The 25,816-nt window shown below is 68.0% G+C and carries 28 protein-coding genes and 1 pseudogene; 14 read left to right on the forward strand and 15 right to left on the reverse strand.

All coding sequences use genetic code 11. The annotated features are described in order from the left end of the window. The 3 genes from ACWESM_RS34505 to ACWESM_RS34515 form a co-directional block, all read left to right on the forward strand. Positions 1-218, forward strand: a 218-nt coding sequence (locus tag ACWESM_RS34505) for a hypothetical protein (RefSeq protein WP_356968766.1), incomplete at its 5' end; no start/stop codon positions are given. A gap of 102 nt (positions 219-320) precedes the next feature. Then, complete coding sequence (locus ACWESM_RS34510; protein WP_355080071.1) at positions 321-4,274, forward strand: DNA-directed RNA polymerase subunit beta'; 3,954 nt, start codon at positions 321-323, stop codon at positions 4,272-4,274. A 78-nt stretch (positions 4,275-4,352) separates the two neighbouring features. Beyond that, positions 4,353-4,877: a PaaI family thioesterase gene (locus tag ACWESM_RS34515; RefSeq protein ID WP_452495346.1), complete on the forward strand. Its 525-nt coding sequence runs from the start codon at positions 4,353-4,355 to the stop codon at positions 4,875-4,877. 242 nt (positions 4,878-5,119) lie between these two features. Here ACWESM_RS34515 and ACWESM_RS34520 read toward each other — a convergent pair whose 3' ends face one another. Next, entirely contained in the window at positions 5,120-6,130 is a 1,011-nt protein-coding gene (locus ACWESM_RS34520; RefSeq protein WP_452495348.1) for an aldo/keto reductase, read from the reverse strand. Positions 6,131-6,230: 100 nt separating this feature from the next. Here ACWESM_RS34520 and ACWESM_RS34525 point away from each other — a divergent pair, with 100 nt between their 5' ends. Continuing rightward, a complete protein-coding gene (locus tag ACWESM_RS34525; protein ID WP_452495350.1) occupies positions 6,231-7,085 on the forward strand; it encodes a helix-turn-helix transcriptional regulator in 855 nt (284 codons plus the stop codon). Here ACWESM_RS34525 and ACWESM_RS34530 read toward each other — a convergent pair. Further along, entirely contained in the window at positions 7,082-7,705 is a 624-nt protein-coding gene (locus ACWESM_RS34530; RefSeq protein ID WP_364434547.1) for a hypothetical protein, read from the reverse strand. The two genes, ACWESM_RS34525 and ACWESM_RS34530, sit on opposite strands and share 4 nt — an antisense overlap. 299 nt (positions 7,706-8,004) lie before the next feature. Between ACWESM_RS34530 and ACWESM_RS34535 the strand changes: the two genes are divergently transcribed. Then, positions 8,005-8,337 (forward strand): ArsR/SmtB family transcription factor, encoded by a 333-nt coding sequence (locus ACWESM_RS34535; RefSeq protein WP_397281940.1) that lies wholly within the window; start codon positions 8,005-8,007, stop codon positions 8,335-8,337. Next, positions 8,334-8,810 carry an SRPBCC family protein gene (locus ACWESM_RS34540; RefSeq protein ID WP_397281938.1) on the forward strand — a complete coding sequence of 159 codons (477 nt, stop codon included), beginning with the start codon at positions 8,334-8,336 and terminating at the stop codon, positions 8,808-8,810. The genes ACWESM_RS34535 and ACWESM_RS34540 overlap by 4 nt, the downstream gene beginning before the upstream one ends. 208 nt (positions 8,811-9,018) lie before the next feature. On the opposite strand, the gene ACWESM_RS34545 is transcribed toward ACWESM_RS34540, so the two are convergent. The 7 genes and pseudogenes from ACWESM_RS34545 to ACWESM_RS34575 form a co-directional block, all read right to left on the reverse strand. Next, positions 9,019-10,008, reverse strand: coding sequence for a pirin family protein (locus tag ACWESM_RS34545; RefSeq protein ID WP_355080057.1), 990 nt, complete (start codon positions 10,006-10,008; stop codon positions 9,019-9,021). After that, a complete protein-coding gene (locus ACWESM_RS34550) occupies positions 10,005-10,316 on the reverse strand; it encodes a GNAT family N-acetyltransferase (protein ID WP_452495385.1) in 312 nt (103 codons plus the stop codon). Before ACWESM_RS34550 ends, ACWESM_RS34545 begins: the two co-directional genes overlap by 4 nt. A 12-nt stretch (positions 10,317-10,328) precedes the next feature. Then, positions 10,329-10,799 (reverse strand): annotated as a pseudogene (locus tag ACWESM_RS34555) (carboxymuconolactone decarboxylase family protein); the annotation flags it as partial. Between the two features lie 138 nt (positions 10,800-10,937). Then, positions 10,938-11,231: a putative quinol monooxygenase gene (locus tag ACWESM_RS34560; RefSeq protein ID WP_355080053.1), complete on the reverse strand. Its 294-nt coding sequence runs from the start codon at positions 11,229-11,231 to the stop codon at positions 10,938-10,940. A gap of 25 nt (positions 11,232-11,256) precedes the next feature. Next, on the reverse strand, positions 11,257-12,267 hold the full coding sequence (locus tag ACWESM_RS34565) for an aldo/keto reductase (RefSeq protein WP_452495354.1): 1,011 nt from the start codon (positions 12,265-12,267) through the stop codon (positions 11,257-11,259). Next, complete coding sequence (locus ACWESM_RS34570; protein ID WP_355080049.1) at positions 12,264-12,722, reverse strand: MerR family transcriptional regulator; 459 nt, start codon at positions 12,720-12,722, stop codon at positions 12,264-12,266. Before ACWESM_RS34570 ends, ACWESM_RS34565 begins: the two co-directional genes overlap by 4 nt. A gap of 123 nt (positions 12,723-12,845) precedes the next feature. Next, on the reverse strand, positions 12,846-13,730 hold the full coding sequence (locus tag ACWESM_RS34575; RefSeq protein WP_452495355.1) for an alpha/beta fold hydrolase: 885 nt from the start codon (positions 13,728-13,730) through the stop codon (positions 12,846-12,848). 77 nt (positions 13,731-13,807) lie between these two features. On the opposite strand from ACWESM_RS34575, the gene ACWESM_RS34580 reads away from it, so the two are divergent. Beyond that, a complete protein-coding gene (locus ACWESM_RS34580; RefSeq protein WP_355080045.1) occupies positions 13,808-14,416 on the forward strand; it encodes a TetR/AcrR family transcriptional regulator in 609 nt (202 codons plus the stop codon). A gap of 10 nt (positions 14,417-14,426) precedes the next feature. On the opposite strand, the gene ACWESM_RS34585 is transcribed toward ACWESM_RS34580, so the two are convergent. Continuing rightward, positions 14,427-14,798 (reverse strand): glyoxalase superfamily protein, encoded by a 372-nt coding sequence (locus tag ACWESM_RS34585; RefSeq protein WP_355080043.1) that lies wholly within the window; start codon positions 14,796-14,798, stop codon positions 14,427-14,429. Positions 14,799-14,856: 58 nt separating this feature from the next. Between ACWESM_RS34585 and ACWESM_RS34590 the strand changes: the two genes are divergently transcribed. Next, positions 14,857-15,060 (forward strand): hypothetical protein, encoded by a 204-nt coding sequence (locus ACWESM_RS34590; RefSeq protein WP_355080041.1) that lies wholly within the window; start codon positions 14,857-14,859, stop codon positions 15,058-15,060. Positions 15,061-15,083: 23 nt separating this feature from the next. Here ACWESM_RS34590 and ACWESM_RS34595 read toward each other — a convergent pair whose 3' ends face one another. Continuing rightward, positions 15,084-15,575: a SixA phosphatase family protein gene (locus tag ACWESM_RS34595; RefSeq protein WP_355080039.1), complete on the reverse strand. Its 492-nt coding sequence runs from the start codon at positions 15,573-15,575 to the stop codon at positions 15,084-15,086. A gap of 181 nt (positions 15,576-15,756) precedes the next feature. Between ACWESM_RS34595 and ACWESM_RS34600 the strand changes: the two genes are divergently transcribed. After that, positions 15,757-17,427, forward strand: a complete 1,671-nt coding sequence (locus ACWESM_RS34600) for an FAD-dependent oxidoreductase (protein ID WP_364434572.1) — start codon at positions 15,757-15,759, stop codon at positions 17,425-17,427. A 366-nt stretch (positions 17,428-17,793) separates the two neighbouring features. Here the strand turns inward: ACWESM_RS34600 and ACWESM_RS34605 are convergent, their stop codons facing one another. The 3 genes from ACWESM_RS34605 to ACWESM_RS34615 form a co-directional block, all read right to left on the reverse strand. After that, a complete protein-coding gene (locus ACWESM_RS34605; protein ID WP_355080035.1) occupies positions 17,794-18,579 on the reverse strand; it encodes an acyl-[acyl-carrier-protein] thioesterase in 786 nt (261 codons plus the stop codon). 222 nt (positions 18,580-18,801) lie between these two features. Then, complete coding sequence (locus ACWESM_RS34610) at positions 18,802-19,935, reverse strand: transglycosylase SLT domain-containing protein (RefSeq protein WP_452495358.1); 1,134 nt, start codon at positions 19,933-19,935, stop codon at positions 18,802-18,804. Then, positions 19,932-20,264: a type VII secretion target gene (locus tag ACWESM_RS34615; protein WP_364434735.1), complete on the reverse strand. Its 333-nt coding sequence runs from the start codon at positions 20,262-20,264 to the stop codon at positions 19,932-19,934. Before ACWESM_RS34615 ends, ACWESM_RS34610 begins: the two co-directional genes overlap by 4 nt. Before the next feature lie 146 nt (positions 20,265-20,410). Here ACWESM_RS34615 and ACWESM_RS34620 point away from each other — a divergent pair, with 146 nt between their 5' ends. Together ACWESM_RS34620 and ACWESM_RS34625 are read left to right on the forward strand one after the other, a co-directional pair. Further along, a complete protein-coding gene (locus ACWESM_RS34620) occupies positions 20,411-21,385 on the forward strand; it encodes an NADPH:quinone oxidoreductase family protein (RefSeq protein ID WP_355080029.1) in 975 nt (324 codons plus the stop codon). 17 nt (positions 21,386-21,402) lie between these two features. Further along, complete coding sequence (locus tag ACWESM_RS34625) at positions 21,403-22,515, forward strand: winged helix DNA-binding domain-containing protein (protein ID WP_364434739.1); 1,113 nt, start codon at positions 21,403-21,405, stop codon at positions 22,513-22,515. Between the two features lie 10 nt (positions 22,516-22,525). Here the strand turns inward: ACWESM_RS34625 and ACWESM_RS34630 are convergent, their stop codons facing one another. Then, complete coding sequence (locus tag ACWESM_RS34630) at positions 22,526-23,050, reverse strand: Lrp/AsnC family transcriptional regulator (protein ID WP_355080025.1); 525 nt, start codon at positions 23,048-23,050, stop codon at positions 22,526-22,528. A gap of 157 nt (positions 23,051-23,207) precedes the next feature. Here ACWESM_RS34630 and hppD point away from each other — a divergent pair, with 157 nt between their 5' ends. The 3 genes from hppD to ACWESM_RS34645 all read left to right on the forward strand — a co-directional run bounded on the left by hppD (position 23,208) and on the right by ACWESM_RS34645 (position 25,609). Continuing rightward, complete coding sequence (hppD, locus tag ACWESM_RS34635) at positions 23,208-24,410, forward strand: 4-hydroxyphenylpyruvate dioxygenase (RefSeq protein WP_355080023.1); 1,203 nt, start codon at positions 23,208-23,210, stop codon at positions 24,408-24,410. Between the two features lie 103 nt (positions 24,411-24,513). After that, complete coding sequence (locus tag ACWESM_RS34640) at positions 24,514-25,041, forward strand: DUF3558 domain-containing protein (RefSeq protein ID WP_364434744.1); 528 nt, start codon at positions 24,514-24,516, stop codon at positions 25,039-25,041. A 10-nt stretch (positions 25,042-25,051) separates the two neighbouring features. Continuing rightward, positions 25,052-25,609 carry a DUF3558 domain-containing protein gene (locus tag ACWESM_RS34645; protein ID WP_355080019.1) on the forward strand — a complete coding sequence of 186 codons (558 nt, stop codon included), beginning with the start codon at positions 25,052-25,054 and terminating at the stop codon, positions 25,607-25,609. Positions 25,610-25,816: the final 207 nt, after the last annotated feature.

Consider the following 25,816-nt stretch of genomic DNA (forward strand, 5'->3'; position numbering starts at 1 on the left):
AGGGCGAGAACATCCCGGAGCCGGGCATTCCGGAATCGTTCAAGGTCCTGCTCAAGGAACTCCAGTCGCTGTGCCTCAACGTCGAAGTGCTGTCGTCCGACGGCGCCGCGATCGAGCTGCGCGAAGGCGAGGACGAGGACCTGGAGCGCGCTGCGGCGAACCTCGGCATCAACCTGTCGAGGAACGAAGCCGCGACCGTCGACGATCTGGCGAACTAGGCGGTCGGCCGGATGCCGTCACGGCATCCGGCCTCCCGCAACGGATTACCCAACTAGTGAACTTTTGCTCGAATTCGACCCGCACAGGGGAAAGGAAGTTACGTGCTAGACGTCAACTTCTTCGATGAACTCCGGATCGGCCTGGCCACCGCCGAAGACATCCGTCAGTGGTCCTACGGCGAGGTGAAGAAGCCGGAGACCATCAACTACCGCACGCTCAAGCCGGAGAAGGACGGCCTGTTCTGCGAGAAGATCTTCGGTCCCACCCGGGACTGGGAGTGCTACTGCGGCAAGTACAAGCGCGTCCGCTTCAAGGGCATCATCTGTGAGCGCTGTGGCGTCGAGGTGACTCGCGCCAAGGTGCGCCGCGAGCGCATGGGCCACATCGAGCTGGCCGCTCCGGTCACCCACATCTGGTACTTCAAGGGCGTGCCCTCGCGCCTGGGCTACCTGCTCGACCTGGCGCCGAAGGATCTGGAAAAGATCATCTACTTCGCCGCCTACGTCATCGTGGCGGTCGACGAGGAGCTGCGGCACAACGAGCTGTCCACGCTCGAGGCCGAGATGGAGGTCGAGAAGAAGGCGGTCGCCGACCAGCGCGACGCCGACCTCGAGGCCCGCGCTCAGAAGCTCGAGGCCGACCTGGCCGAGCTGGAGGCCGAAGGCGCCAAGTCCGACGTCCGCCGCAAGGTCAAGGACGGCGGCGAGCGGGAGATGCGCCAGCTCCGCGACCGTGCCCAGCGTGAGCTGGACCGGCTGGAGGAGATCTGGAACACCTTCACCAAGCTGGCGCCCAAGCAGCTCATCGTCGACGAGGTGCTCTACCGCGAGCTGGTCGACCGCTACGGCGAGTACTTCACCGGCGCGATGGGCGCGGAGTCCATCCAGAAGCTGATGGAGAGCTTCGACATCGAGGCCGAGGCCGAGTCGCTGCGCGAGACCATCCGCACCGGCAAGGGCCAGAAGAAGCTGCGCGCGCTCAAGCGGCTCAAGGTCGTCGCGGCGTTCCAGGCCAACGGCAACTCGCCGATGGGCATGGTGCTCGACGCCGTTCCGGTGATCCCGCCGGAGCTGCGCCCGATGGTTCAGCTCGACGGTGGCCGCTTCGCCACCTCCGACCTGAACGACCTGTACCGTCGCGTGATCAACCGCAACAACCGCCTCAAGCGACTGATCGACCTCGGCGCGCCCGAGATCATCGTCAACAACGAGAAGCGGATGCTGCAGGAGTCGGTCGACGCCCTGTTCGACAACGGCCGCCGCGGCCGTCCGGTCACCGGACCGGGCAACCGTCCGCTCAAGTCGCTGTCCGATCTGCTCAAGGGCAAGCAGGGCCGCTTCCGTCAGAACTTGCTCGGTAAGCGCGTCGATTACTCCGGCCGTTCGGTCATCGTCGTCGGTCCGCAGCTGAAGCTGCACCAGTGCGGTCTGCCCAAGCTGATGGCGCTGGAGCTGTTCAAGCCGTTCGTGATGAAGCGCCTGGTCGACCTGAACCACGCGCAGAACATCAAGTCGGCCAAGCGGATGGTGGAGCGGCAGCGGCCGCAGGTGTGGGACGTCCTCGAAGAGGTCATCGCCGAACACCCCGTGCTGCTCAACCGCGCGCCCACCCTGCACCGTCTCGGTATCCAGGCCTTCGAGCCGCAGCTGGTGGAAGGCAAGGCCATCCAGCTGCACCCGCTGGTCTGTGAAGCGTTCAACGCCGACTTCGACGGTGACCAGATGGCCGTGCACCTGCCGCTGTCGGCGGAGGCGCAGGCCGAGGCTCGCGTGCTGATGCTGTCGTCGAACAACATCCTGTCGCCCGCCTCGGGCCGCCCGCTGGCCATGCCGCGTCTGGACATGGTGACCGGCCTGTACTACCTGACCCGTCTGGAAGAGGGCGCGAAGGGTTCCTACCAGCCGGCCACTCAGGACGGTCCGGAGCAGGGCGTGTACTCCTCGCCCGCCGAGGCGCAGATGGCGGTGGACCGCGGTGAGCTCACCGTGCGTTCGCTGATCAAGGTCCGGTTGACCGACCAGCGTCCGCCGAAGGAGATCGAGGCCGAGCTGTTCCCGGAGGGCTGGCGCCGCGGCGACGCGTGGACCATCGAGTCCACGCTGGGTCGGGTGCTGTTCAACGAGCTGCTGCCGGTGGACTACGCGTTCATCAACGAGCAGATGCCCAAGAAGCGCCAGGCGACGATCATCAATGATCTGGCCGAGCGTTACCCGATGATCGTGGTCGCGCAGACCGTCGACAAGCTCAAGGACGCGGGCTTCTACTGGGCCACGCGTTCCGGCGTGACGGTCTCCATGTCCGACGTGCTCGTGCCGCCGGAGAAGGCCGAGATCATGGAGCGCTACGAGGCGCAGTCGGATCAGATCGAGAAGAAGTACCAGCGTGGTGCGCTCGATCACCAGGAGCGCAACAACGCCCTGGTCAAGATCTGGCAGGAGGCGACCGAGGAGGTCGGTAAGGCGCTGCGCGCGCACTACCCGGCCGACAACCCGATCATCACGATCGTCGACTCGGGCGCCACGGGTAACTTCACCCAGACCCGTACCCTCGCCGGTATGAAGGGCCTGGTGACGAACCCGAAGGGTGAGTTCATCCCGCGGCCGATCAAGTCCTCCTTCCGTGAGGGCCTGACGGTTCTGGAGTACTTCATCAACACCCACGGCGCTCGTAAGGGTCTGGCCGACACCGCGCTTCGCACCGCCGACTCGGGTTACCTGACCCGTCGTCTGGTGGACGTCTCGCAGGACGTCATCGTGCGCGAGCACGACTGTGGCACCGAGCGCGGCATCGTGGTGCCGATCGCGGAGAAGCAGCTCGACGGCTCGATCATCCGCGACGCGCACGTGGAGACCTCCACCTATGCGCGCACGCTCGCGTCCGACGCGCTCGACGCGCAGGGCAACGTCATCGTGGGCAAGGGCGCCGACCTCGGCGACCCGGCGCTGGAGGCGCTGCTCGAGGCGGGTATCACCGAGGTGAAGGTCCGCTCCGTGCTGACCTGCACCACCGGCACCGGCGTGTGCGCGACCTGCTACGGCCGCTCGATGGCGACCGGCAAGCTGGTCGACATCGGTGAGGCCGTCGGTATCGTCGCCGCGCAGTCCATCGGTGAGCCCGGTACCCAGCTGACCATGCGTACCTTCCACCAGGGTGGTGTCGCGGGTGACGACATCACGGGCGGTCTGCCTCGTGTGCAGGAGCTGTTCGAGGCGCGCGTGCCGAAGGGCAAGGCGCCCATCGCCGAGGTCTCCGGTCGCGTGCGGCTGGAGGACGACGATCGCTTCTACAAGATCACCATCATCCCGGATGACGGTGGCGAAGAGGTTGTCTACGACAAGCTCTCGAAGCGGCAGCGTCTGCGTGTGTTCAAGCACGACGACGGCACCGAGCGTCTGCTCTCCGACGGTGACCACGTCGAGGTCGGCCAGCAGCTGCTGGAAGGCGCGGCGGATCCGCACGAGGTGCTGCGCATCATGGGCCCCCGGCAGGTTCAGGTCCATCTGGTCCACGAGGTCCAGGAGGTCTACCGCTCGCAGGGTGTGTCGATCCACGACAAGCACATCGAGGTCATCGTGCGCCAGATGCTGCGTCGCGTGACGATCATCGACTCGGGCGCCACGGAGTTCCTGCCCGGCTCGCTCACCGAGCGCGCCGAGTTCGAGGCCGCGAACCGTCGCGTTGTCGCCGAGGGCGCCGAGCCCGCGGCGGGTCGCCCGGTGCTGATGGGTATCACCAAGGCGTCGCTGGCCACCGACTCGTGGCTGTCGGCGGCGTCCTTCCAGGAGACCACCCGAGTCCTGACGGACGCGGCGATCAACTGCCGCTCCGACAAGCTCATCGGCCTCAAGGAGAACGTGATCATCGGCAAGCTGATCCCGGCCGGTACCGGTATCAACCGCTACCGCAACATCCAGGTGCAGCCGACCGAGGAAGCCCGTGCCGCCGCGTACGCGGTGCCGTCCTACGACGACACCTACTACAGCCCGGACAGCTTCGGTCAGACCACCGGCGCCGCGGTTCCGCTCGACGACTACGGCTTCAGCGACTACCGCTGATCCGTCAGCCGTAAGCATCCGGCCCCCGCTCCGTTCTGGAGCGGGGGCCGGATTCGTTTCGCGCGCGGTGGACAACCGGTGGGGAAGCCAGTAAAAGTAGAACAGGTTTCAGTTCTGCTCCTGGAGGTGGCGGTGGACGGCGTGGCGTTGGCGGATCTGGTGGTGGCCGGGTTCCGGAAGCTGGGGTTCATCCAGTACGCGGGGGTGGAATGGGAGGAGTTCGCGGCGGGGCGCAATGTGGTGTCGGTCGTGCCGCGGGCGGAACACCTGAACCACAACGGGGATCTGCACGCCGCCGTGTTGTTCGGGATGGCGGAGACCGCCGCGATGGGCGCGTCGGTGTCGGGAATCGTGGACCTGATGGGGGATACGTTCATCGTCGCCAAGGACGGGCGCATCGAGTACAAAGCCCGGGCGAAAGGGGAAGCGGGGCCGTTCCGAGCTACTTCCGCGTTCTCCGGCGAGACGCTGGCGAAGATACGTGCGGACATCGAGGCGAAGGTGCCGCTCGAACTCGAAGTTCCGGTGGATATCGCCGACGCCACCGGAAGGACCGTGGCCGCAGCGGTGTTCACGGCCGTGCTGCGTCCGCGCCGGACGTGATCGCGCCCGGAGATGCTCGGAGCTACCGTGCTCCACGGTGAGTGACCGGCACCGCGGGCCGGGCGCGCGGACGCACGCACGCCGGTTCTTATGGAGAACAGCGGAATAGTGGGGGTCGCCCGGACCGCTGTCGCGGCGAGGCCGTCGGGACTCGCGTCCCTCGCCATGCCGTTGCCGTCGATTTCGGCATCGGGGGTCCGGGCACGGGTGGTCCGGGGCGCGGCCGCGCTCCGGACGTGACCTCACCGCTCGCTGTCGAGCATCGCCATCTGTGCCGTGGCGTAGCGTTCCCCCGCGACTCGGTCTGCGGGCACGGCCGACTCGATGGTGGACAGCTCCTCGTCGGTTAGCGAAAGATCGAGGGCGCGAACAGCTTCCGCCCAGCGTCCGCGTCGGCGGGTGCCGATGAGCGGCACGATGTCCGCGCCGCGGGTCAGTGCCCAGGCGATGGCCAGTTGCGCCACCGAGGCGTCCTTGCGCGCCGCGATCTCGTTCAGCGCGCGGACCAGCTCCAGATTCCGGTCCAGGTTCTCGCCCTGGAAGCGTGGGCTGTGCGCGCGGAAATCGGTCGGGTCGAAGGTGGCGCCGGGCTGGATCGCATCGCTGAGCAGACCGCGTGAGAGCACGCCGTAGGCCGTGACGCCGATGCCGAGCTCGCGGCAGACGGGCAGGATGCGCTCCTCGATGCCCCGCGAGATCAGCGAATACTCGATCTGCAAGTCCACGATGGGATGCACGGCCGCCGCGCGCCGGATGGTTTCCGGGCCGACCTCGGACAGGCCGACATGGCGGACGTATCCGGCTTCGATCAGCTCGCCGATGGCGCCGACGGTGTCCTCGATCGGCACGTCCGGATCCAGCCGGGCGGGTCGGTAGATGTCGATGTGGTCGACGCCGAGCCGCTGGAGGCTGTAGGCCAGGAAATTGCGCAGCGCGGCGGGGCGGTTGTCCATGCCGACGAAACCGCCGTCAGGGCCGCGCAGCGCGCCGAACTTCACGCTCAGCACCACGTCCTCGCGAGGACGTTCGGCGATGGCCTTGCCGATCAGCATCTCGTTGTGGCCCGCGCCGTAGAAATCGCCGGTGTCGATGAGGTTGACGCCGGAGTCCAGCGCCGCATGGATGGTCGCGGTCGATTCGGCGTCGTCGGTCGTGCCGTACGCGCCGGACATGCTCATAGCGCCGAGGCCGATCCGGCTGACGGTCGGACCGGTGGCTCCCAGCCGCACTTCGTCGATCTTCGTTGTCGTCATGGGACCAGCCTGAACCGTGCGGTACCGCCGCGGGAGAGATCGTTTATCGGGGGAGCGGCGATCCCTGGCTGAGCACGCCGTTTCGGGGGACAGTGAAGACATGGACCGCCCCGAACTCGCCGACTTCCTGCGCCGTCGCCGGGAGCAGCTCACGCCCGCCGACGTGGGATTGCCGCCCGGCGTCCGGCGGCGCACGCCGGGGCTGCGCCGCGACGAGGTCGCCCTGCTCGCGGGCATCTCGACCGACTACTACACCCGGCTCGAGCAGTCGCGCGGTCCGCGTCCGTCCACCCAGGTGCTCGCCTCGCTCGCGCGCGCTCTGCGCTTCGACAACGACGAACGCGACCACCTCTACCATCTGTGCGACCACGCCCCGCCGGGCCGCGAGACGACCGACAAGCACGTGGGCCCCGGCCTGATGCACTTGCTCGCCAAGCTCGACGACACCGCGGCCACGGTCGTCACCGATCTCGGCGAGGTGCTCGTGCAGAACCGGATGCACACCTTGCTGGTCGGCGATCACGGCGAACGGCGCGGCTGGGACCGGTACTACGCCTACCGCTGGTTCACCGACCCGTCCGCGCGCGCGACCTTCCCGGAGGAGGATTGGGACCGGCTCAGCCGCCATCACGTCGCGGATCTGCGTGCCACGGCCGCGCGCCGGGCGGCCGATTCGGACGTGATCGAGTTCGTCGCGCGACTACGCTCCGCGAGCGTCGAGTTCGACCGGCTCTGGAACGAGCACGAAGTAGCCGTGCGGCTTTCGGATATCAAGCGCATCTTGCATCCGCAGGTCGGGCTGATCGACATGGTCTGCGAAACGCTGCTCACACCCAACTCCGCCCAGCGCCTGCTGGTCTACCTCCCGCGCCCCGGCACGGACGCGGCCGAGAAGCTGGACCTGCTGCGGGTGATCGGCACGCAGCAGTTGACGCCCGTCGACCGGCTCGACTAGGGCGCGGTGACGTACTCGAGCGCCGCGTCGACGGCGGGCTGTCCACCGCCGATGACGTACCCGGCCATCGCGCCGATCGCGGCGCCCGCGACCGCGGCTACGGGCACCGTGATGAAGTCGATCACGAACAGGCCGAGCGGGAATCCGACGATGAAGCCGATGGCGGCGCCGATCCCCGCGCCCGCCAGGATGGTCGGCATGACCTTCTCGGCCTCGGCGTAGAACCGCTCCTGGGCGCTGACGTCGCGCAGCGGCGCGTCGGCCATGGCGATCGGCGCGACGGTGAGCCGATGTCCCGCGTCCTCGAGTACGGGCCGCAGGGACACGCGCTGGTCCCCGATGCGCAGCGTCATCGGCAGCGCGGCGACGATCTGGCCGTCGCGATCGGCGACCGTCACCACCCGGTCGTCGTGGGTCAGCTCGAACGTTCCGTCCTGGAGGGTCGCCACCGCAGCACGGCGATCCTCGCTGGCGGCGACCTCGTAGGCGACCTGGTGGAACGTGCCGTGCAGGTCGAGCGGCGCGTCGGCGGGCGCGGGCTGCGCGTGCGCGGCGCTCGTGGTGAGTGCGGTGGCCGCCAGCGCAACCAGAGTGGTCGCGGTGAATTGGATGATCCTCATCGTGCTCTTTCCGTGTCCCGCCCCGTGTCCGGTTCGTCCGGACAAGATACCGCTCGACGGGCTCGATCAGAAGGGTTGAGCGACAGTTCATCACCGATTGCGGCGGCGAAAGTATCTGTCGCACTTCGCCGGCGAGTGCCTGTAAAGCGGGAATCGGTCGCCGGGGCGGGCTTCGGCCCCGGCGTCGTCGGGTCGGCCGCCGGGTCGTGGTTTCTCGGCCGACCGTCGGTCGAGTTGCCGGATCCGGGCGATGCGATTCCCTCTTGACGTCCGCGCCGTGCTGCGCAACACTGAACTAGATGGTTCAGTATGACTTCTTGGACGCCTCCTTCGGAGCGCTCGCGGATCCCACTCGGCGTGGCATCCTCGAACGCCTCGGCAGTGGGCCCGCGACCGTCAGCGAACTGGCGGAGCGCTTCGAGATGACGCTCACCGGCATCAAGAAGCACGTCCAGTTGCTGGAGGCGGCGGGCATGGTGGTGACGGAGAAGCGCGGCCGGGTGCGGTACTGCCGCCTCGGCGAGAACGTCTTCGACCGCGAAGTGGCCTGGATGCAGGGCTACCGGCGGATGGTGGAAGCGCGGCTGGACCGTCTCGGCGAATTCCTCGGACGAACGGAGCAGGAGCGATGAGCACAACCACGAACGACGCTGTCATCACGGCCGACACCGACCGCGCGATCCACATCGAGCGGGTCTTCGATGCCCCGCGCGAGCGGGTGTGGGCCGCCTACAGCAGGATCGAACAGCTCGCCCAGTGGTGGGGTCGAGGCAACCGGCTCGACATCGAGCGCTGGGAGTTTCGTGCCGGCGGGCACTGGCGTTTCGTCGAGCACGCCGAGGGGGAGACGCACGGCTTCGAGGGCCGCTTCCGCGAGATCACCCCGCGGGAGCGCATCGTGTACTCCTTCGAGTGGGACGGTATGCCCGCCCACGTGGCCATCGACAGCGTCAGCTTCGTCGATCTCGGCGACGGCCGCACCAAGGTGGTCACCGACAGCCAGTTCCACACGTCGCAGGAACGGGACGGGATGCTCCAGTCGGGCATGGAGTCCGGGCTCAACGAGAGCTACCGCGCACTGGACGCACTGCTCGCCCGAGGCTGAGACCGTACGCTTCGGCTTCGGTCGCGTGAGCGGAGCCGAAGCGTGGGGTGCGCCGTCTCGTGTCAGGGGAATCGGCGGCCGATCCAGGCGCGTCTACGGACGCGAACGGCCGTCCGGCTCGGGACGGTGGCGGCGGCAATCCTCAACAGGTGGCGGTGCTGACAACAGCGGGGCGGCCGGGCGGAGCCGGATGAGATCGCGGCGCGGTTCAGTCCCTGGCCGGGCCGATCCGGCGCTTGCGCGGCTTCAGATGCAGTCCGGGCAGGGGCGGCGCGGGAATGCGCTGCCCCGGGGTGTGGCCCGCGATGTCGGCGAACCGGCTGACGTCGTGATTCTCCCAATCGGCGCGGGCGGCGACGATGTCCTCGTGGCTGCGGCCGACGAAGTTCCACCACATCACCAGTTCCTCGCCGAACGGCTCCCCGCCGATCAGCGCGACGTGCGCGCCGCCGGAACTGGTGAGCTGGAGTTCGTCACGGCCGGTGCCCAGGTACAGCAGCGGTCCAGCCGCGAGTTCGTCGCCCGCGACGGTCACCTCGCCCTCGATCACCAGCACAGCGTGCTCGAAACGAGGGTCGAGCGGGAGAGCGACATCGGCTCCCGGCTCGAGCCGCACATCGGCGCCGACGATGGGTGTGTAGGCGATGGCGGGCGAGGTCTTCCCGGCCAGCGACCCGATCAGCACGATCGCTCGCAGGCCGGGCGCTTCGACGACCGGCAGTTCGCGATGCTGCTCGAAATGCGGCGCGATGCCGGTGCGGTGGCCCGGCAGGGCGATCCACAGCTGCAAGCCGTGTCCGGCGGGCGCGCCGGGCACGGCGTACTCGGAATGGGCGATGCCGCGCCCGGACGTCATCAGGTTCAGCTGACCGGGTTCGATCTCCACGTCCGACCCGACCGAGTCACGGTGCCGGATACGGCCTTCGAACGGCCAGGTCACCGTTTGCAGGCCGATGTGCGGATGCGGATCGATGTCCGGCGGCGCGCCGGTCTTGGTGACCGTCGGCGAGCCGAAGTGGTCGAGGAAACACCACGCGCCGACGGTGGGCAGGTCGCGCTGGGGCAGCACCCGTTCGACGTACACACCGCGCACGCCGCCGAGTGGCACCTCGCGGGCCGGATAACGCTCCGCGACCGGGCCGGGGCCGGGCGCGGGTTCACACAGCGTCTCAGCCGGGCGCGGATCCAGGTCACTCACCGATCGACGCCCTTGCCGATCACGTGCTTGTCGTAGTCGGGGTGCTTGTCCAGGTACGCCTTGATGAACGGGCACACCGGCCGGATCACCCGCCCCCGCTCGACGACGTCCTCGATCGCGCTCTTGGCCAGGACCGAGCCGAGGCCCTTCCCGGAGAACGCGCCGTCGACCTCGGTGTGCGTGAACACCGTCTCGTCGTCGCGTTCCTCGTAGTCGGCGAAGCCGGCCAGCTCCCCACCGTAGAACACCTCGTAGCGATGCCGCTCGTCGTTGCGGACGACCTTGGACTCCGAAGCCGATTCGGTCATGGTTCCCTTCTCCTTCCGTGCGCGAACCGGATGCCTGCTGAGAATCGAGACCCGGTTGAACGCGCCGATCGTGGTGGCCACCCAGATGACGACGGACAGCTGGTCATCCGTCAGATACCGGCGAGCAAAAGCGTACTCACGCTCGATGACGTGCTCGTCCGGGAGCGTCGCCGTCACTTCCGCGATCGCGAGCACGGCCTGCTCGAAGGGCGGGTACGTGCCGCCGCGCCGCCAGCCGGGCAGCACCGCGATCTCCTGCTCGGTAGCCCCGGCCGCCAAGGCCGCCCGGTAGTGCACGTCGAGGCAGTACGCACAACCGTTGATCTGGGAGACGCGCAGATTGATCAGTTCGATGATCCGGCGATCCAGCCCCACGGCCGCGGCGGCGGCCCTGACCTCGCTCGCGACGCCGTTCAGTGCGCGGAACGCGGTGGGCGTCCGTTTGTCGATCCAGACGCGATCTCGCGGGGCTTCGGGGCTCATATTCATGGGATGTTAGCGGTCGCCGGTGAACGGCGCAGACCGCGCCGCCGGAGAAACGGACTTCGGTCCGGGAGCGCGTGGTAGGGAAGGAGTCCGTGGTGGGCCGGGCCCGCACGCGACCCCGGACCACCGCCGCGCTCATCCGATCTCGGTGAACCGTCGCAGCTGGAACGGTTCGACCAGGACGTCCTGCAACGCCGTCGCCAGGGCCTTCAGGTGTGGCGTCTGGAAGTGCGCGGCCAAGGCGTCCTCGTCGGCCCACTCCTCGAGCAGCACCATCCGGCTCTGGTCGGTGGGATGCAGGTAGAGCTCGTACCGGACGCAACCGTCCTCGGCGAGCGTCGGTTGGATCATGCCTTGCAACAGGTCCTTCAACTCCGCCTCGCGACCCGGCTTGGCGGTGAAGCGGACGTTGAGCGTCAACGTCGACATGAGCGTCTCCTGATCTCGTGGTGGGTTATTCGCGGCCCGCCGACGTGAACGACATGTCCGCGTACCGGGTGCCGGTCACCCGGCTCGCGATCGGCTCCAGTGTCGCCAGTTCGTCGGCGGTGAGCGAAATGGTCGCGGCGGCCACGTTGTCGGCGAGCCGGGTGCGGCTGCGCGTGCCGGGGATCGGGACCACTGCGAGGCCGCGCACAGCGGCCTGTGCGTGCACCCAGGCCAGGGCCACCTGCGCCAGGGTGATGCCGCGTGCCTCGGCGATGGCCCGCAGCGGGTCGAGCAGTTCGGCATTGCGCGCCGCGTTCTCGCCGGTGAAGCGCGGCATCGTGGAACGGAAATCGCTCCTGTCGGCGGTGCCGGTGAACGATCCGGTCAGGAAGCCGCGACCAAGCGGCGAGTACGGCACGAAGGTCACACCCAGCTCCGCCGCGGCGGGCACCACGGTGCGTTCGACGTCCCGGGAGAACAGCGACCATTCCGACTGCACGGCCGCGATCGGGTGCACCGCGTGCGCCGCCCGGAGTTCGGCGCCCGTCACCTCGGACAATCCGAGCGCGCGCACCTTGCCCTCCCGCACCAATTCCGCCATCGTGCCGACCGTGTCCTCGATCGGCACGGCGGGGTCCTTGCGGTGCATGTAGTACAGATCGATGGTGTCGACCCGCAGCCTGCGCAGGCTGCCCTCCACCGCGGCGCGGATGTAGGCGGGGGAGTTGTCGAACCCTCGGAAGGCCGGGTCGTCGGCCTTGCGGACGATGCCGAACTTGGTGGCGATCACCAGCCGGTCGCGCTCGGCGCCGAAGAAATCGCTGAGGAATTCCTCGTTGTGCCCGGAGCCGTAGACATCGGCGGTGTCGAACAGAGTGACACCCAGTTCCAGCGCCCGATCCAGGGTCGCCCTTGATTCGGTGAGATCGCTGGGCCCGTAGAACTCGCTCATGCCCATGCAGCCCAGACCCTGCGTCCCCACCTCGATGCCGCTGGTTCCCAGGGTGGTGGTGGGCAGGCTGTCCGTGCTCGTCATAGCTTGATTCCTTCGCTGTCGTGCGCGGTGACCATGGCCGGGGGAGCTGTCTCGACTTTGCCCTCGTACAGGGCGATCTTGTGGTCCAGCACGGCCAGGGTCTGACGGAGTTCATCGATCTTGGCGAGTACCTCGGCGCGGGTGTCCCGGAACATCTCCAGCCGCTGGGGGAGCGTGGCGTCTCCCGTCCGCACCAGCTCGGCGTAGCGAACCATGTCAGCCACCGACATGCCGGTCGTGCGCAGCCGCCCGATCAGCGCCAGCCATTCGAGATCCCGGTCGCTGAACCGGCGCTTGCCGGAGTGGTCCCGGCCGATGTAGTCCATCAGCCCGATCCGTTCGTACCAGCGCAACGTATCCCGGCTCAGCCCCGATCGCTCGGACACCTCGCCGATCGAATACCGCGGCAGCTCCCGGTCGTCACTCGCGGTCACCGGAAACGCGGTTTCACTCATGACTTCACTCGCTGACGCTCGTTCACTGCACTCGCCCTTCTCGTTGAACACTGACGACGCTAATCACCTGGAGTGCACTCCAAGCAAGACCCATTCTCCGATTGTTTCTCCCGGCTGTCGCCGTCACCGCGAGACCGGCTTCGCGTCCTGTCGCGCGACGGTGTCGACGAAGTCGGCGACCAGCGGGGCGATCTCCGGGAGGAACTCCTCCAGCGCGAAATGGCCGGTATCGAAAACGTGCAGATCGGCGTCCGGTAGGTCGCGGAGGTAGGCGTGCGCGCCCGGCTCGGGAAAGAAGGCGTCGTTTCTTCCCCAGACGATCAATGTGGGTGGGCGGTGCGACTGCAGCCAGCGCTGCCAAACGGGGTAGAGCTCGACATTGGAGTGGTAGTCCAAGCCGAGCGCGATCTGTGCCCGCTGCCGCTCGGGGCGGTCCAGGAAGTACTGGTCGAGCACCCATCCGTCGGGTGCGACGAGTTCGGAATCGGTGGTGCCGCCCAGGTATTGGCTCTGGGTCACCGGCAGGGTGAGGATCTGCCGGATGTTGTCCTCGGCGCCGGGCACGCCCGGCCGGTTGGTGACGGTCTGGCGCGCCAGTTCGGACAACCCTTCGGCGTAGGCGTTGGCGTTCTGGATCACCAAGCCCGCGATGCGGTCCGGTTGCCTGGTGGCCAGCCGGAACCCGACCGGGCCGCCGAAGTCGAAGACGTACATGACGAACCGGGTCAGGCCGAGCGCCTCGACGAAACCCTCCAGGACGTCGGCGAGCGAGTCGAACGAATAGGGGAAGTCGGCGGGCGCCTCGGTGTGTCCGAAGCCCGGGTAGTCCGGCGCGACCACGTGGTAGCGGTCGCCGAGCGCGTCGATGAGCCTGCGGAACTGGTGGGAAGCGGATGGGAATCCGTGCAGCAGGAGAAGCGTGGGCGCGTCGGCCGGTCCGGCCGTGCGATAGAAGACGCGCACGCCGTCGACCTCGACGAACCGGTGCGAGACCTTGGCGATGTTCACAGGACCACCTAAACGAGAAGAAGTTTGCATTAAGATCGTGGCAGGGCTGACGGATCGACGCAAGGGAAAGCTGTTCGATGGCAGAGGAGATCAGGCCCGGTGCGGTCCGCCCGGGCGGAAGGACGGCGCGCACGAAGCGGGCCGTGCTCGCGGCGACGCTGACGGAACTGGTCGAGAATGGCTACGCGGGAACAAGTTTGGAGAAGATCGCCGCGCGAGCCGGCGTCGCGGTGTCCACCTTGTACCGGCGCTGGGGCGGCCTGGATCGCGTGATCCTCGAGGCCGGGATGGATGTCGGCACGGGCATCGTCACGCCGGACACCGGGGACTTCGAACGCGATCTCATCGACTTCGCCCGCGCCGTGGTCGAGGTGTATCGGAATCCGGTGGCGGAGCACTGGCTGTACGCGATGGTGGTGGCCGCGACCAGGGATCCGTCCGCTCGCGCCACGTTCTCCCTGCTGTTCGAGAACCGCTTCGCGGAGGTGGTCGTCATCGTGCGGCGCGCGCTCGAACGCGGTGAGGTGCACCCCGACACCGATCCGGCGGAGGTGATCCGGTTGGCAGCCGCTCCGATCTACTACCGCATGCTCGTCACCGGCGAGCCGGTCGACGACGCGGTGGCCGAGCGCGCGGCGCGTACGGCGGCGCTGGCCGCCCGGGCGGGGGTGCTCCGGGCGGACTGACGCGCGTCGGTCAGCTGCTGTAATCGGGCAGCTGCTGGACGGCCCATTTGTTGCCGTCCGGATCAGCGAAGTAGGTGAACCGCCCCCAGGCGAGGTCCTCGACCGGGGCGGCGTCCACACCGGCGGCGATCAACTGCTGGTAGGCGTCGTCGGCGCTGGCGACCACGATCTGCATGCCTCGGACGCTGCCGGGTTCCGCGTCGGTGATGCCCTCACCGAGACAGATCGAGCATCCGGAACCGGGCGGGGTCAGTTGAACGAAGCGCAGGTTCTCGTTCACCCGGTGATCGTGGTCGGCGTTGAAGCCGATCTTGGTGTAGAAGTCCTTGGCGCGGTCGACATCGGTCACCGGAATGGCGACGAGTTCGATTTTCCAATCCATCCGGCGAGCATTCCATCGTGCACCGACAAAGTCCCGGATTCCGGCCTACCCTGGGCACATGCCTGGAAAGGACATCGACCGGATCAGGGCTCGTTCGGCCTGGGCGACGGTCAAGGAAAGCCCGGTGATCACCGCGATAGCGGTCGCGCCGTTCGCGCTCGCGCTCGGCGTGGTGTGGTGGTTGTTCGGGGGACTCGCCGCGTTCGCGCTGCTGCTCGTGCTCGGCGCGGTCGTCGTGGTCGGCGGCAGATTACTGCGCTGACCGCGCGTCCGGATCGCGTGCGGTCAGCGCGGGATGTGGAATTGCACCAGCTCTCCGGTACCCGGATCGACGTCCGCCCAGTCGCGGTCGAAGCGCAGTACCGCGAGCGCCGAAGTCGGAAACTTCCGGCTGAGTTCGACCGCGGGGGCGCTGTCGCGATTGCTCGCCAGCTCCCAAGCCGTCCACGGCATGCCCGGCGCGTGGCCGACCACCAGCAGTGTCGCCACGTCGTCGGCGCTGAGGCGGACCAGCTCGATCAGCGTTTCCGGCGTGGCCTCGTAGATCCCCGGTTCGAAGACCACCGGCGCGGTGATGCCGGTCGCGGACAGCGTCTGCCTGGTGCGGGTGGCCGTGGAACAGTGCACGGCATCGATCGGCGGCTGGGTCGCGCGCAGCCACTCACCCGCGAGTCCGGCCTCGCGCCTGCCTCGCGGCGCCAGCGGTCGCTCGTGGTCGTCGACGCCGTCCGGATAGGCCGATTTGCCGTGCCGCATGAGGATCAGAGTCCGCGCCATGGAGATACGGTAAGCCCTCCGGGCGAGAGGTCCCGACCACACTCGAGGCAAACTGAAAGCGGCATCACATCACGTGCTCCCGCGGGCGACCCTCGCGGCGGACGTGACGGACGCCGCTCATCTGTCCACCACAACCCCTGGGTGGCCACAGCCCACGTACTTCTTCGAGGATCAGCACAATATGGCCTACGTAATCACGCAGCGTTGTTGCAACGACGCCAGCTGCGTCTCCGAGTGCCCGGTCGACTGCATCCGTCCCACTCCGGACCAGCCGGAGTTCGCGACGACCGAGATGCTCTACATCGATCCCGACACCTGTATCGACTGCGGCGCCTGTGTCGACGCGTGCCCGGTGGAGGCCATCTTCTCCGAGGACGACCTGACCGCTTCGCTGGCGCGATTCCGCGACATCAATGCCGCCTATTTCCAACGGCATCCGCTGGAATCCAACTTCGATCCGATCGTCACGCCCTCGCGTCCGCCGAAGGAGCTGGGCACCCTGCGCGTCGCGATCGTCGGCGCCGGGCCCGCGGCCTGCTACGCGGCGGACGAACTGTTGCGCAGGGCCGACGTGGAAGTCGAGATGTTCGACCGGCTGCCCACCCCGTGGGGTCTGGTGCGTGCGGGCGTCGCGCCCGACCATCCGGGCACCAAGACGGTCTCGGGCATGTTCGAGTCCGCGTTCCGCCGCGAGACCCTGCAGTACTACCTGAACGTCGAAGTGGGCACGCACATCTCGCACGAGGAACTGCTGCGCCACCACCACGCCGTGATCTACGCGGTCGGCGCCTCGAGCGATCGCAAGATGGGCGTCCCGGGCGAGGACCTGCCGGGCAGCCACTCCGCCACCGAGTTCGTCGCCTGGTACAACGGCCATCCCGACTACGCCGACCGGACCTTCGATCTGTCCGGTGAGCGCGCGGTGATCGTCGGCAACGGCAACGTCGCCTTGGACGTGGCGCGCGTGCTGACCGTCGATCCGGACGAACTCGCCAAGACCGACATCGCCGATCACGCGCTGGATGCCCTGCGGCAGAGCAATATCCGTGAGGTCGTCGTGCTCGGCAGGCGCGGCCCGCTCCAGGCGGCCTACACCTCGCCGGAGTTCCTCGCGCTCGCGCATCTGAAGGGCGTCGACGTCGTCGTGGAGGAGGCCGACCTGGAACTCGACCACGCCAGCCAGGCGCTCGTGGACGACCCGCAGGTGGAGCCGTCGCTGGCCTTGAAGTACACCCTGGCCAAGGAGTACGCGGGCGGGCGCAGGGCCGAGGGCAACAAGCGGATCGTCTTCCGCTATCTGACCTCGCCCACCGCGCTGACCGGCACCGATCGGGTGGAGTCCATCGAGATCGTGCACAACGAGTTGTTCGACGACAACGGTCAGCTCGTGGCGCGCCCGACCGACCGCACCGAGAGCATCGAGACTTCGCTGGTGCTGCGCTCGATCGGCTACCGCGGCGAGCGGATCGGCGAGCTGCCGTTCGACGAGCGGCGCGGCGTCGTGCCGAACGAGCACGGCCGGGTCGTCGGCGACGACGGGACGCTGCTGAGCGGCGTGTACGTCAGCGGATGGATCAAGCGGGGACCACGCGGCGTCATCGGTTCCAACCGAACCGACTCCGAGGAGACGGTGGAGCTGCTGCTCGCCGACTTCACCGCGGGCAAACTCGCAGCGCCGCAGGCCGACCGCGCCGCGCTGAAGGCGCTGCTCGCCGAGCGCCAGGCCGACTTGGTGGACCGGGCGGGCTGGCGAGCGATCGACCAGGCGGAAAAGTCCGCGGGCAAGTCCGCGGGCCGCCCGCGGGTCAAGTTCACCACCCGCGAAGACCTGCTCAAAGCCGCCCGCGGCTGACGACCCAGGACGCCGGTCGGATCACCCCGCGACCCGACCGGCTCCGATCCCCAGGTCCCCGACGTGGCCCAAGCATCGGCTGGATCCAACGAGGACGCCGACCAGGTGGATCTTCTGCGAGAACCGGCCGACTGATTTCGCAGGCACATGGATAGCTCGTCGGGTACGTCCAAAACCCGAGCGGCACCCACGCAAGCCCTGAACGCAACTGCCGAGCCCCTGACCAGTACGGCCTGAAGAGGCGGAGACGCGGAGCAGCCTACTGATTTCGCAAGTACATGGGTAACTCACCGGGTACGCCCAAAACCCGAGTAGCACTCGACGCAGGACCTGAACGCAAATCCCGCGCCACCCGACTGGTACGGCCTAAATACTCGGAGAGGCGGGAATGGGCATGATGCGGACCACGGTCGTGGTGGTCCCGCCGACCACGAACCACAGCCGCAACACCGGCTGGCCGGTCCGATCCCCGGGTTCGTACCTGCTGCGCACGCTCACGTGCTGGCGTGCCAGCACCGGCGCCACGTATTCGATCACCGCGCGGTGTGGACCCGCGAGCAGTTTGGGATATTCGACCAGGAACTGTTCCACCGCTTGCCAGTAACAGGCGTTGTTGACGTGGTTGTACTGGTCGATATCGGTGGCCCGCACCGGGAACGGTAAGTCGGTGTCCGACTCCGGCGGTGTGGCGTCGGTCAGGTAGGGCCGCCACCGCAGGCGGTGTTCGGTGGACGTGCGGGCGAGGTAGGCGAGGCCCTCGTCGCTGATCCGCGCGGGCATGCCGGTGGACTCGCTGATATTGATCCAGAAGCCCTCGGTCTCGATCAATCCGCCGTTGCCGCTGGTGATCCGCACACGCATATTGGTCCACCGGGTGGACATCGCCGAGCACCACCGCAGCAGCTGCACGTCGTCCGGCCACAGGATCGGCCGGATGACGTCGATGACGGTGCGCCGGACGATCCAGTTCGGGTCCGACCGGTGGAAGAACGTGCTGTGCAGGTTTTCCCAGGCGATATCTTGCAGGTAGCGGGCGACGGCGTCGAACCGCAACCGGTCGTAGGGATCCACATCGCCAGCCCGGATGGGCCACGCCGAAGCAAAGCCCATGCCCTCCTCGGGAAGCGGGGCGAGTGGCTGATCGAGTGACACTTGTGCTCCTCGCGCTGCACGGTGTGCCGCGTTTTCTTCGTGCGGTGCTGTTGTGACGACTTTACGGGGCGTACGTCACACCCTCGCGTCGAGCCGTCCGTACCTCCTTAATAGTCCGTCTGCGGGGATCTGGGCCAGCAAAAACGGGGTCTTGCGCGCGCGAGAGAATCCGACGCACGGTCGCGGCGGCTCGGCGGGCGTGAAGCATGGCCGTGCGCGGGGTCAGTACCCCTGGTACGCGCCGCCCGAGTTCACGGCAGCGACACCCGGGACGTTGCCGAGCGAACCATAGCGGTCGATCGAGTACCGCACGCCGGCGATGATGTTGTCGACCGGGTTCCAGACGTCGTCGTGGCCCGGCGCCTTGTACGCGTTGAACGTGCTGTCGATGGTCTGCATCAGACCCTTCGACGGATGCCCGGCCACCCAGTTGCTGTCCCAGCGGTTCTCCGCGTATGGATTGCCCGCGGATTCGTGCTCGATGATCAGCGCGATGGCCCGCTCATCGATCTGCGCTGGGTCGTACCCCATCGCGATGAGCTTCTGCTTCGCCTCGGCGATCCACTGCGCGACGTCACCGGTCGGCATGGGCCCCGACGGCGCGGACGAACTCGTACCACCGTGATACGGCGTGCTCGACGAGGTGCCGTGCGGCGACCCGGAGTTGTGGTGCCCGGACGTCAGCTGGCTCGATTGGTGCGACGACGGTGCGGCGACGGGAGTCCCCGATGCGGCGGCCGGTGCGGTGGCGGCGGGCGTGGTGGGGGCCGCGGGCACGTTCGCGCTGGGCTCGCCGAGCCCGGCGAACGCCGCCTCCAGTTTCCCGGCCGCGCTCTCGACCTGCGTCTTCGCTTGGTTCGCCACGTCATCGGCGGTCTTCAGGGCGTTGGTCAGCTCCCACGTCCGCGAGGCCGCCTGTAGTGCTTCCTGGAAGACGAGCCCATCGACGTCGGCTTTGTCCGCGTGCGAGCGCAGATAGTCGATGCGCGTCTTGGCGTCCACGGTGCCGTTGGGCGCTACGTCGAACGGCGGCGTCTGGTTCAGCGCGTCGTCGCGCAGGCTCAATACCTTGGCTTTCGCTTCGGCGAGGTTCTGCACCTGGGTGGTGAGCGCCGTCTTCAGCTCGAGCAGGGCGGCGCTCACCGCGGAAGCGCGGGTCTTCTCGGTCTGCATCCTGGCGTTCGCGGCGTTGCCAGCGGAACCGGACCACTGCTCGGCGTCGGCGAGTGCTTTCGTGTCGTCCGCGCCCTTGCCGACCGCGGTGTCCAGGCCCTGCGACATCCGTTCGGCGAGCGCACCCGCCGCCGTGAGCTGCTCCGGCCGCCAGTTCTCGACGTCTGGGATGCTGAGCGTCATGGCACCTGGAGTCCTATGGTGCGAAGTTTCGCCGCGAAGTCGTCCTCGACCAGCTCGTACTTTCCCGCCGCGTTGTGCAGGTTGTCGGCGACCGTGCTGAGCCGCGAGCCGATCCGCTCCAGGCAGCGGTGCGCGGCGTCGTTCGCGCGCTGGGCCGCAGGGCCGAACTCGGTGCCTGGCAGCGCCCCGACGACGGCACCGAGACTCTCGCCGCCGCCGAGGTCGGCGACCGAGGTGGCCTCCGTACGGAGAGTCTGCGCGAACGAGCGCAGCGCCGCCGGATCGACTTGCATCGTCGTCGCAGGTTGCGATTGGTTTTGCTCGACCATGAATCCCCCTTCCCTCCCGACCGCGAGGTCGCGGCCAGCATAGCAAAATCGGGCGTCCGGACGGGCGTCGTCGGACCGCGCCGGTTATGTTGTCGGTGTGGCGCCGGCCGCGGATCAGGCCGGTGCGAGGACAGAGAGGTCGGCACATGCGCGCAGCCCAGGTCAGCAAGCTGGAAGGCCCGGAAGCGATCCGGATCGTGGATATTCCGGAGCCCGCGGCTTTCCCGGGCGGGGTCGTGATCGACGTGCACGCGGCCGGTGTGGCCTTCCCGGACGTGCTGATGACGCGCGGCCTCTACCAGATGAAACCCGAACTGCCGTTCGTCGTGGGCGGCGAGGTCGCGGGCATCGTCCGGGAAGCGCCCGAGGACGCGCACGTGCGACCGGGTGACCGGGTGATCGCGCTGACCATGCTGGGCAACGCGCTGGCCGAGACGGCCGTCGCGCCCGCGCAGATGGTGTTCCGGCTCCCCGACAACGTCTCGCTGGAGGCGGGCGCGGGCATTCTGTTCAACGACCTCACCGTGCACTTCTGCCTGCGTACCCGGGGCAGGCTGGCGGAAGGTGAGACGGTGCTCGTGCACGGCGCCGCGGGCGGCATCGGCACCTCGACGCTGCGCATGGCGGCGGCGCTCGGGGCGGGCCGGGTGATCGCCGTGGTGAGCACCGAGGCGAAGGCCGAGGTCGCGCGCGCCAACGGGGCCACCGACGTGGTGCTGACCGACGGCTGGCTGGCGGCGGTGAAGGAGCTGACCGGCGGCCGCGGCGTCGACATCGTGCTCGACCCGGTCGGCGGCGACCGCTTCACCGACAGCGTTCGGTCGCTCGGCTCGGCGGGCCGGTTGCTGGTCGTCGGCTTCACCGCGGGGGAGATCCCGACCGTCAAGGTCAACCGGCTGCTGCTGAAGAACGTGGAGGTGACCGGCGCGGCGTGGGGCGAGTGGGTGATGTCGCATCCGGGCTATCTGCAGGAGCAGTGGGCCGAGGTGGAACCGCTGCTGGCCTCCGGCAAGATCGCCCCGCCGGAGCCGGTGCTGTACCCGCTGGACAAGGCCGCGGAGGCGGTCGCCTCGCTGGACAACCGGACGGCCACCGGCAAGGTCGTGGTCACCCTGCGCTGAGGCATTCCGGCCGCGTCATGAAGCTGTCCAACCGGGTACTGAACCGGACCCTGCTGGCTCGCCAGCATCTACTCGAGCGCTCGCGGTTGACGGTGCACGAGATGTGCGACCATCTCGTCGGGTTGCAGGCGCAGGATTCGCTGCCGCCGTTCGTCGCATTGTGGAGCCGCGTAGCGGATTTCGATCCGGCGACGGTCTCGGACGCGCTGGAGGACCGGTCGTTGGTTCGGATCACCCTGATGCGCGGCACCATTCACCTGGTCACGCCGCCCGACGCGGTGCGGATCGCGCCGCACATACAGCCGGAACTGGAGAAGGTGCCGTTCCGGAATGGTTTCAACTACGGCGCCATGGTCGGACTGGATCCGGAGGAGGTGCGCGGGCACGGCGAAGCCGCGCTCGCCGACGAGCCGACGTCCGCGGCGGACCTGCGCGCCCGCGCCGCGGAGTTGTACCCCGACCGCGACCCTGGCGCGGTGCTGCAGACCTGGCTGTACCAGCTCCCGGTGTTGCAGACCCCGCCGCGCGGCAAGTGGAAGGACAACAGCAGGCCGATCTGGTCGCGGGTCGAGCCTTGGTTGGGTGCGCCGCTGGACCCCTCGTATCCCTTGGCGGAGTTGATCTTCCGCTATCTACGTGCTTTCGGGCCTGCGAGCACCATGGACATGCAGACCTGGTCGAAGTTGCTCGGCATGAAGCAGGCCGTCGCGGAACTGGGCGACCGGGTGCGCACCTACACCGACGAGCGCGGTCGGACGCTCTACGACATCGCCGACGGTGAACTTGCCGATCCGGACATTCCCGCCCCGGTGCGGCTGCTCGGCTGGTACGACAACGCCTTGCTGTCGCACCAGGATCGGACCCGCATCGTGCCCGACGGCGCGGCCCCTCCGCTGCGCGCCTTCGCGGCTCAGGTCTCGCCGGTGCTGGTCGACGGCTTTCTCGCGGGCATGTACAAGATCTTCACGAACGCGGGAACCGCCCGGCTCCGCATCAGTCCGACCCGGAACTGGACCGGGGCGGAGCGCGCGGATGTCGAGGCGGAGGCGCATGCTCTGCTCGCCTTCTTGGAGGCGGACAAGCAGGGCAGCGTGGAAATCCTCGACGTGCACGCCGGCCTGCGCCCCTGACCGGGGTCGCTCACTGCTCGCGGGCTGGTCGGTAGGCGGGCGCTTTGGTCGTCCCGGTCGGGCTCAACGTGCGCAACAGGGGCAGCGCCCGGCGGGATACCACGGTGGAAAGAACGATGACGCTGTGCGAGCGCACCACCGAAGAGGTCCGGTCGATGCTCAGCAGCACGGCCTGCAACCCCGCGTGCGAGTCGGCCCCGATCCGGCACAGCACGTCGCCGGTGCCGGTCGTGGCGTAGGCCTCCAGCACGCCGGGGATGGCGTCGAGCTCGGAGGCCACCGCGTCCAGCGCACCCTGGGCTATCTCCAGCGTGACGAAGGCCTGCACGTCGAACCCCGCGGCGGTGACATCGATCTGCGGGTCGTAGGAGGCGATCACGCCGGACTCCTCCATGCGCGCGATCCGGGACTGCACGGTGGCCCTTGCCACTCTGGTCCGCCGGGACAGTTCGAGAATGCCCGCCTTCTGGTACTCGTGCATCGCGGACAGGATGGCGAGATCGAGTTCGTCGAGCTTCGCCGATGTGCGCGCCATGCCGGCCTCCGTTCGCCGCACCGGGCTCGCTGCCCGGCCCGCTCATGCTATTCAAATTGTCCAGCATGGCCCGCCACTTCCTAGCCGAATTCGCCACACTGACTACCGGGAATCGGCGCTGTTGCCTAGCCGACGGAACCGGCGATTTCCTTGGAACATGACCATCGAGCACCTGCCGGACACCCGGTCCGGCGCCGTTCCCAGCGACGGCGAGCTGCGCACGCTCGTGGGGCTGGTGGACCACGACAACAGCGGTGACCCGTTCCCGGTCATCGGGTGGGACGCTCTGGTCTGGGCGGTGGGCAACGCCACCCAGACCGCGCACTTCCTGGAATCCGCCTTCGGCATGCGGTTGGAGGCGTACTCCGGTCCGGAGACCGGCAATCGCGACCACAAGGCATTCGTGCTGCGTAGCGGTGCGGCGCGTTTCGTGATCACCGGAGCGGTGCACCCGGACAGTCCGCTGGCCGCCCATCACAATCGACACGGCGACGGCGTGGTGGACATCGCGCTCGAAGTGCCCGACGTCGACCGCTGTGTGGCGTGGGCGCGCACCCACGGCGCCACCGTCCTGGTCGAACCGCACGACGAGACCGACGACTTCGGCACGGTCCGCTCGGCCGCGCTGGCTACCTACGGCGACACCAGGCACACCCTCGTCGACCGTTCCGGCTATTTCGGGCCCTACCTGCCCGGCTATGTCGCCCGCCGCTCCAACTACCAGCGGCGCGACGGCGCGCCCAACCGGTTGTTCCAGGCGATCGATCACGTCGTGGGCAACGTGGAACTCGGGCGGATGGACGAGTGGGTCGAGTTCTATCGGCGCGTCATGGGTTTCACCAACATGGCCGAGTTCGTCGGCGACGACATCGCCACCGAGTACTCGGCGCTGATGAGCAAGGTCGTCGCCAACGGCAACCATCGGGTGAAGTTCCCGCTCAACGAGCCCGCCGTCGGCAAGAAACGCTCCCAGATCGATGAGTACCTGGAGTTCTACCGCGGCCCCGGTGTCCAGCACATCGCGCTCGCCACCGGCGACATCCTCGGTTGCGTGGACGTTTTGCGCAGGGAGGGTGTCGAGTTCCTGGAGACGCCGACGGCCTACTACGAGGATCCCGAATTGCGCGCCCGCATCGGCCGGGTCCGCGTCCCGGTCGAAGAACTCCAGCGGCGCGGCATCCTCGTCGACCGTGACGAGGACGGCTACTTGCTGCAGATCTTCACCAGACCGCTCACCGACCGCCCCACGGTCTTCTTCGAACTCATCGAACGCCATGGCTCCCTCGGTTTCGGCAAGGGGAACTTCAAAGCTCTGTTCGAGGCGATCGAACGCGAACAGCAAGCCCGGGGCAATCTTTAATCGGAGCTCGCGCAGCTATGGCCGGCCCGGCTGTCGCGGGCAGCGCTGCCCGGCCGTGTTCGCCGGACGGTCCGCCCGGAGCGCAATCGGTAGAGTTCTTGCCATGCGGATCAAGTCGGCGGTCGTGACCGCGGCAGCCTTGGTGCTCGCACTGGCGGGTTGCGGTTCGAGCGGAGACTCCGAGGACCCCGGTCCGTCGCGGCCTGCGCCCAAAGTGGTGGCCATGGGTCCGTTCGTCGGGGAGTGTGGGCACGTGACCGACGACGAGGTGCGCGCTCTTGGCGGGCTCGGCCGGATCTCCGGCGTCTTCCGCAATGCCGTCGGCTGCAATTGGCAGTCGGCCGGCATCGGTTCTGCCAGTATCACTTTCGCTTCCTATCGAGGGAGTCCGATCGAGCGTGAGCGGGCGTGGGTGACCGTGAACGGCCGAGCCCCCGATCCGATAAAGGTCGGTGGGCGCGAGGGTTTCGCCGCCTTGGATCCGAGTGGACAGATCTGCGACCTCGCCGTGCAACTCGGTGACGACTTCTTCGAATGGTCGACGAACATCGGAAATTTCAGCACGGGCTCCGGCAACCCGTGCGACCGCAGCCGTGCTCTCGCCGAGCTGACTCTGCAGCGGATGCAGTGAGGGGGAGGGCATGAACGTGCGACGAGTCCTGCGCGGGCGAGGCGCGGTGGCCGCCGCGGCGGTAGCGGTGGCGCTGTCCGTGGGCGGCTGTAGTCAGGTGGTGCCCGGTTCGCCGCAGCCGGTGGGCGGAAGCCAGCCGGTCAACACCAGGCTGGACAAGTTGCTGCGCGAATGCATGATCCTGTCCGAGGAGCAGATCGGCAAGGCCGTCGGCGAGGGTGTCACGGTCAGCGAGTCGTTCTTCGGCGCGGTGTGCATGTGGGATCTGATCGGCGCGCCCGGCGGCAACGGGATGGCCACGCTCAACTGGTACGAGAACGGGACGCTGAGCAACGAGAAACAGACGAACAACAAGCTCGGCTACGAGACCACCAACATCACCATCCAGAGTTCGCTGGCATTGCAGATACGCAGGCCGAAGGACCCTGATTCCTGCGGCGTGACGGCGAGTGCGCCGGACAACGGCGTGATCGGCTGGTGGATCAACTACCGCCCCGGCTCGGCACATCCCGACCCGTGCGACGCGGCCAAGAAGCTGATGGAAATGACCTTGAACCTGGCCAGGTAGACGATCTTCGAACCGACCCACTTTGACCCTGTGTCCCGGCCACGGGTATCGTGGACCGCTGTGCCCGGAAGCATGCGGGCAAGTTCGTGCGTGACCGTAGGCCAGCGAGAGCGGCCGACGAATCCAGCGTGCCCGGAATAAGGGCTCCGCGCCGCGCGCGACACGCCCGACCTCGGGACGCGAGAAACGTGGCCGGACGTGCGAGTG

The organism is Nocardia sp. NPDC003999, assembly GCF_053604885.1.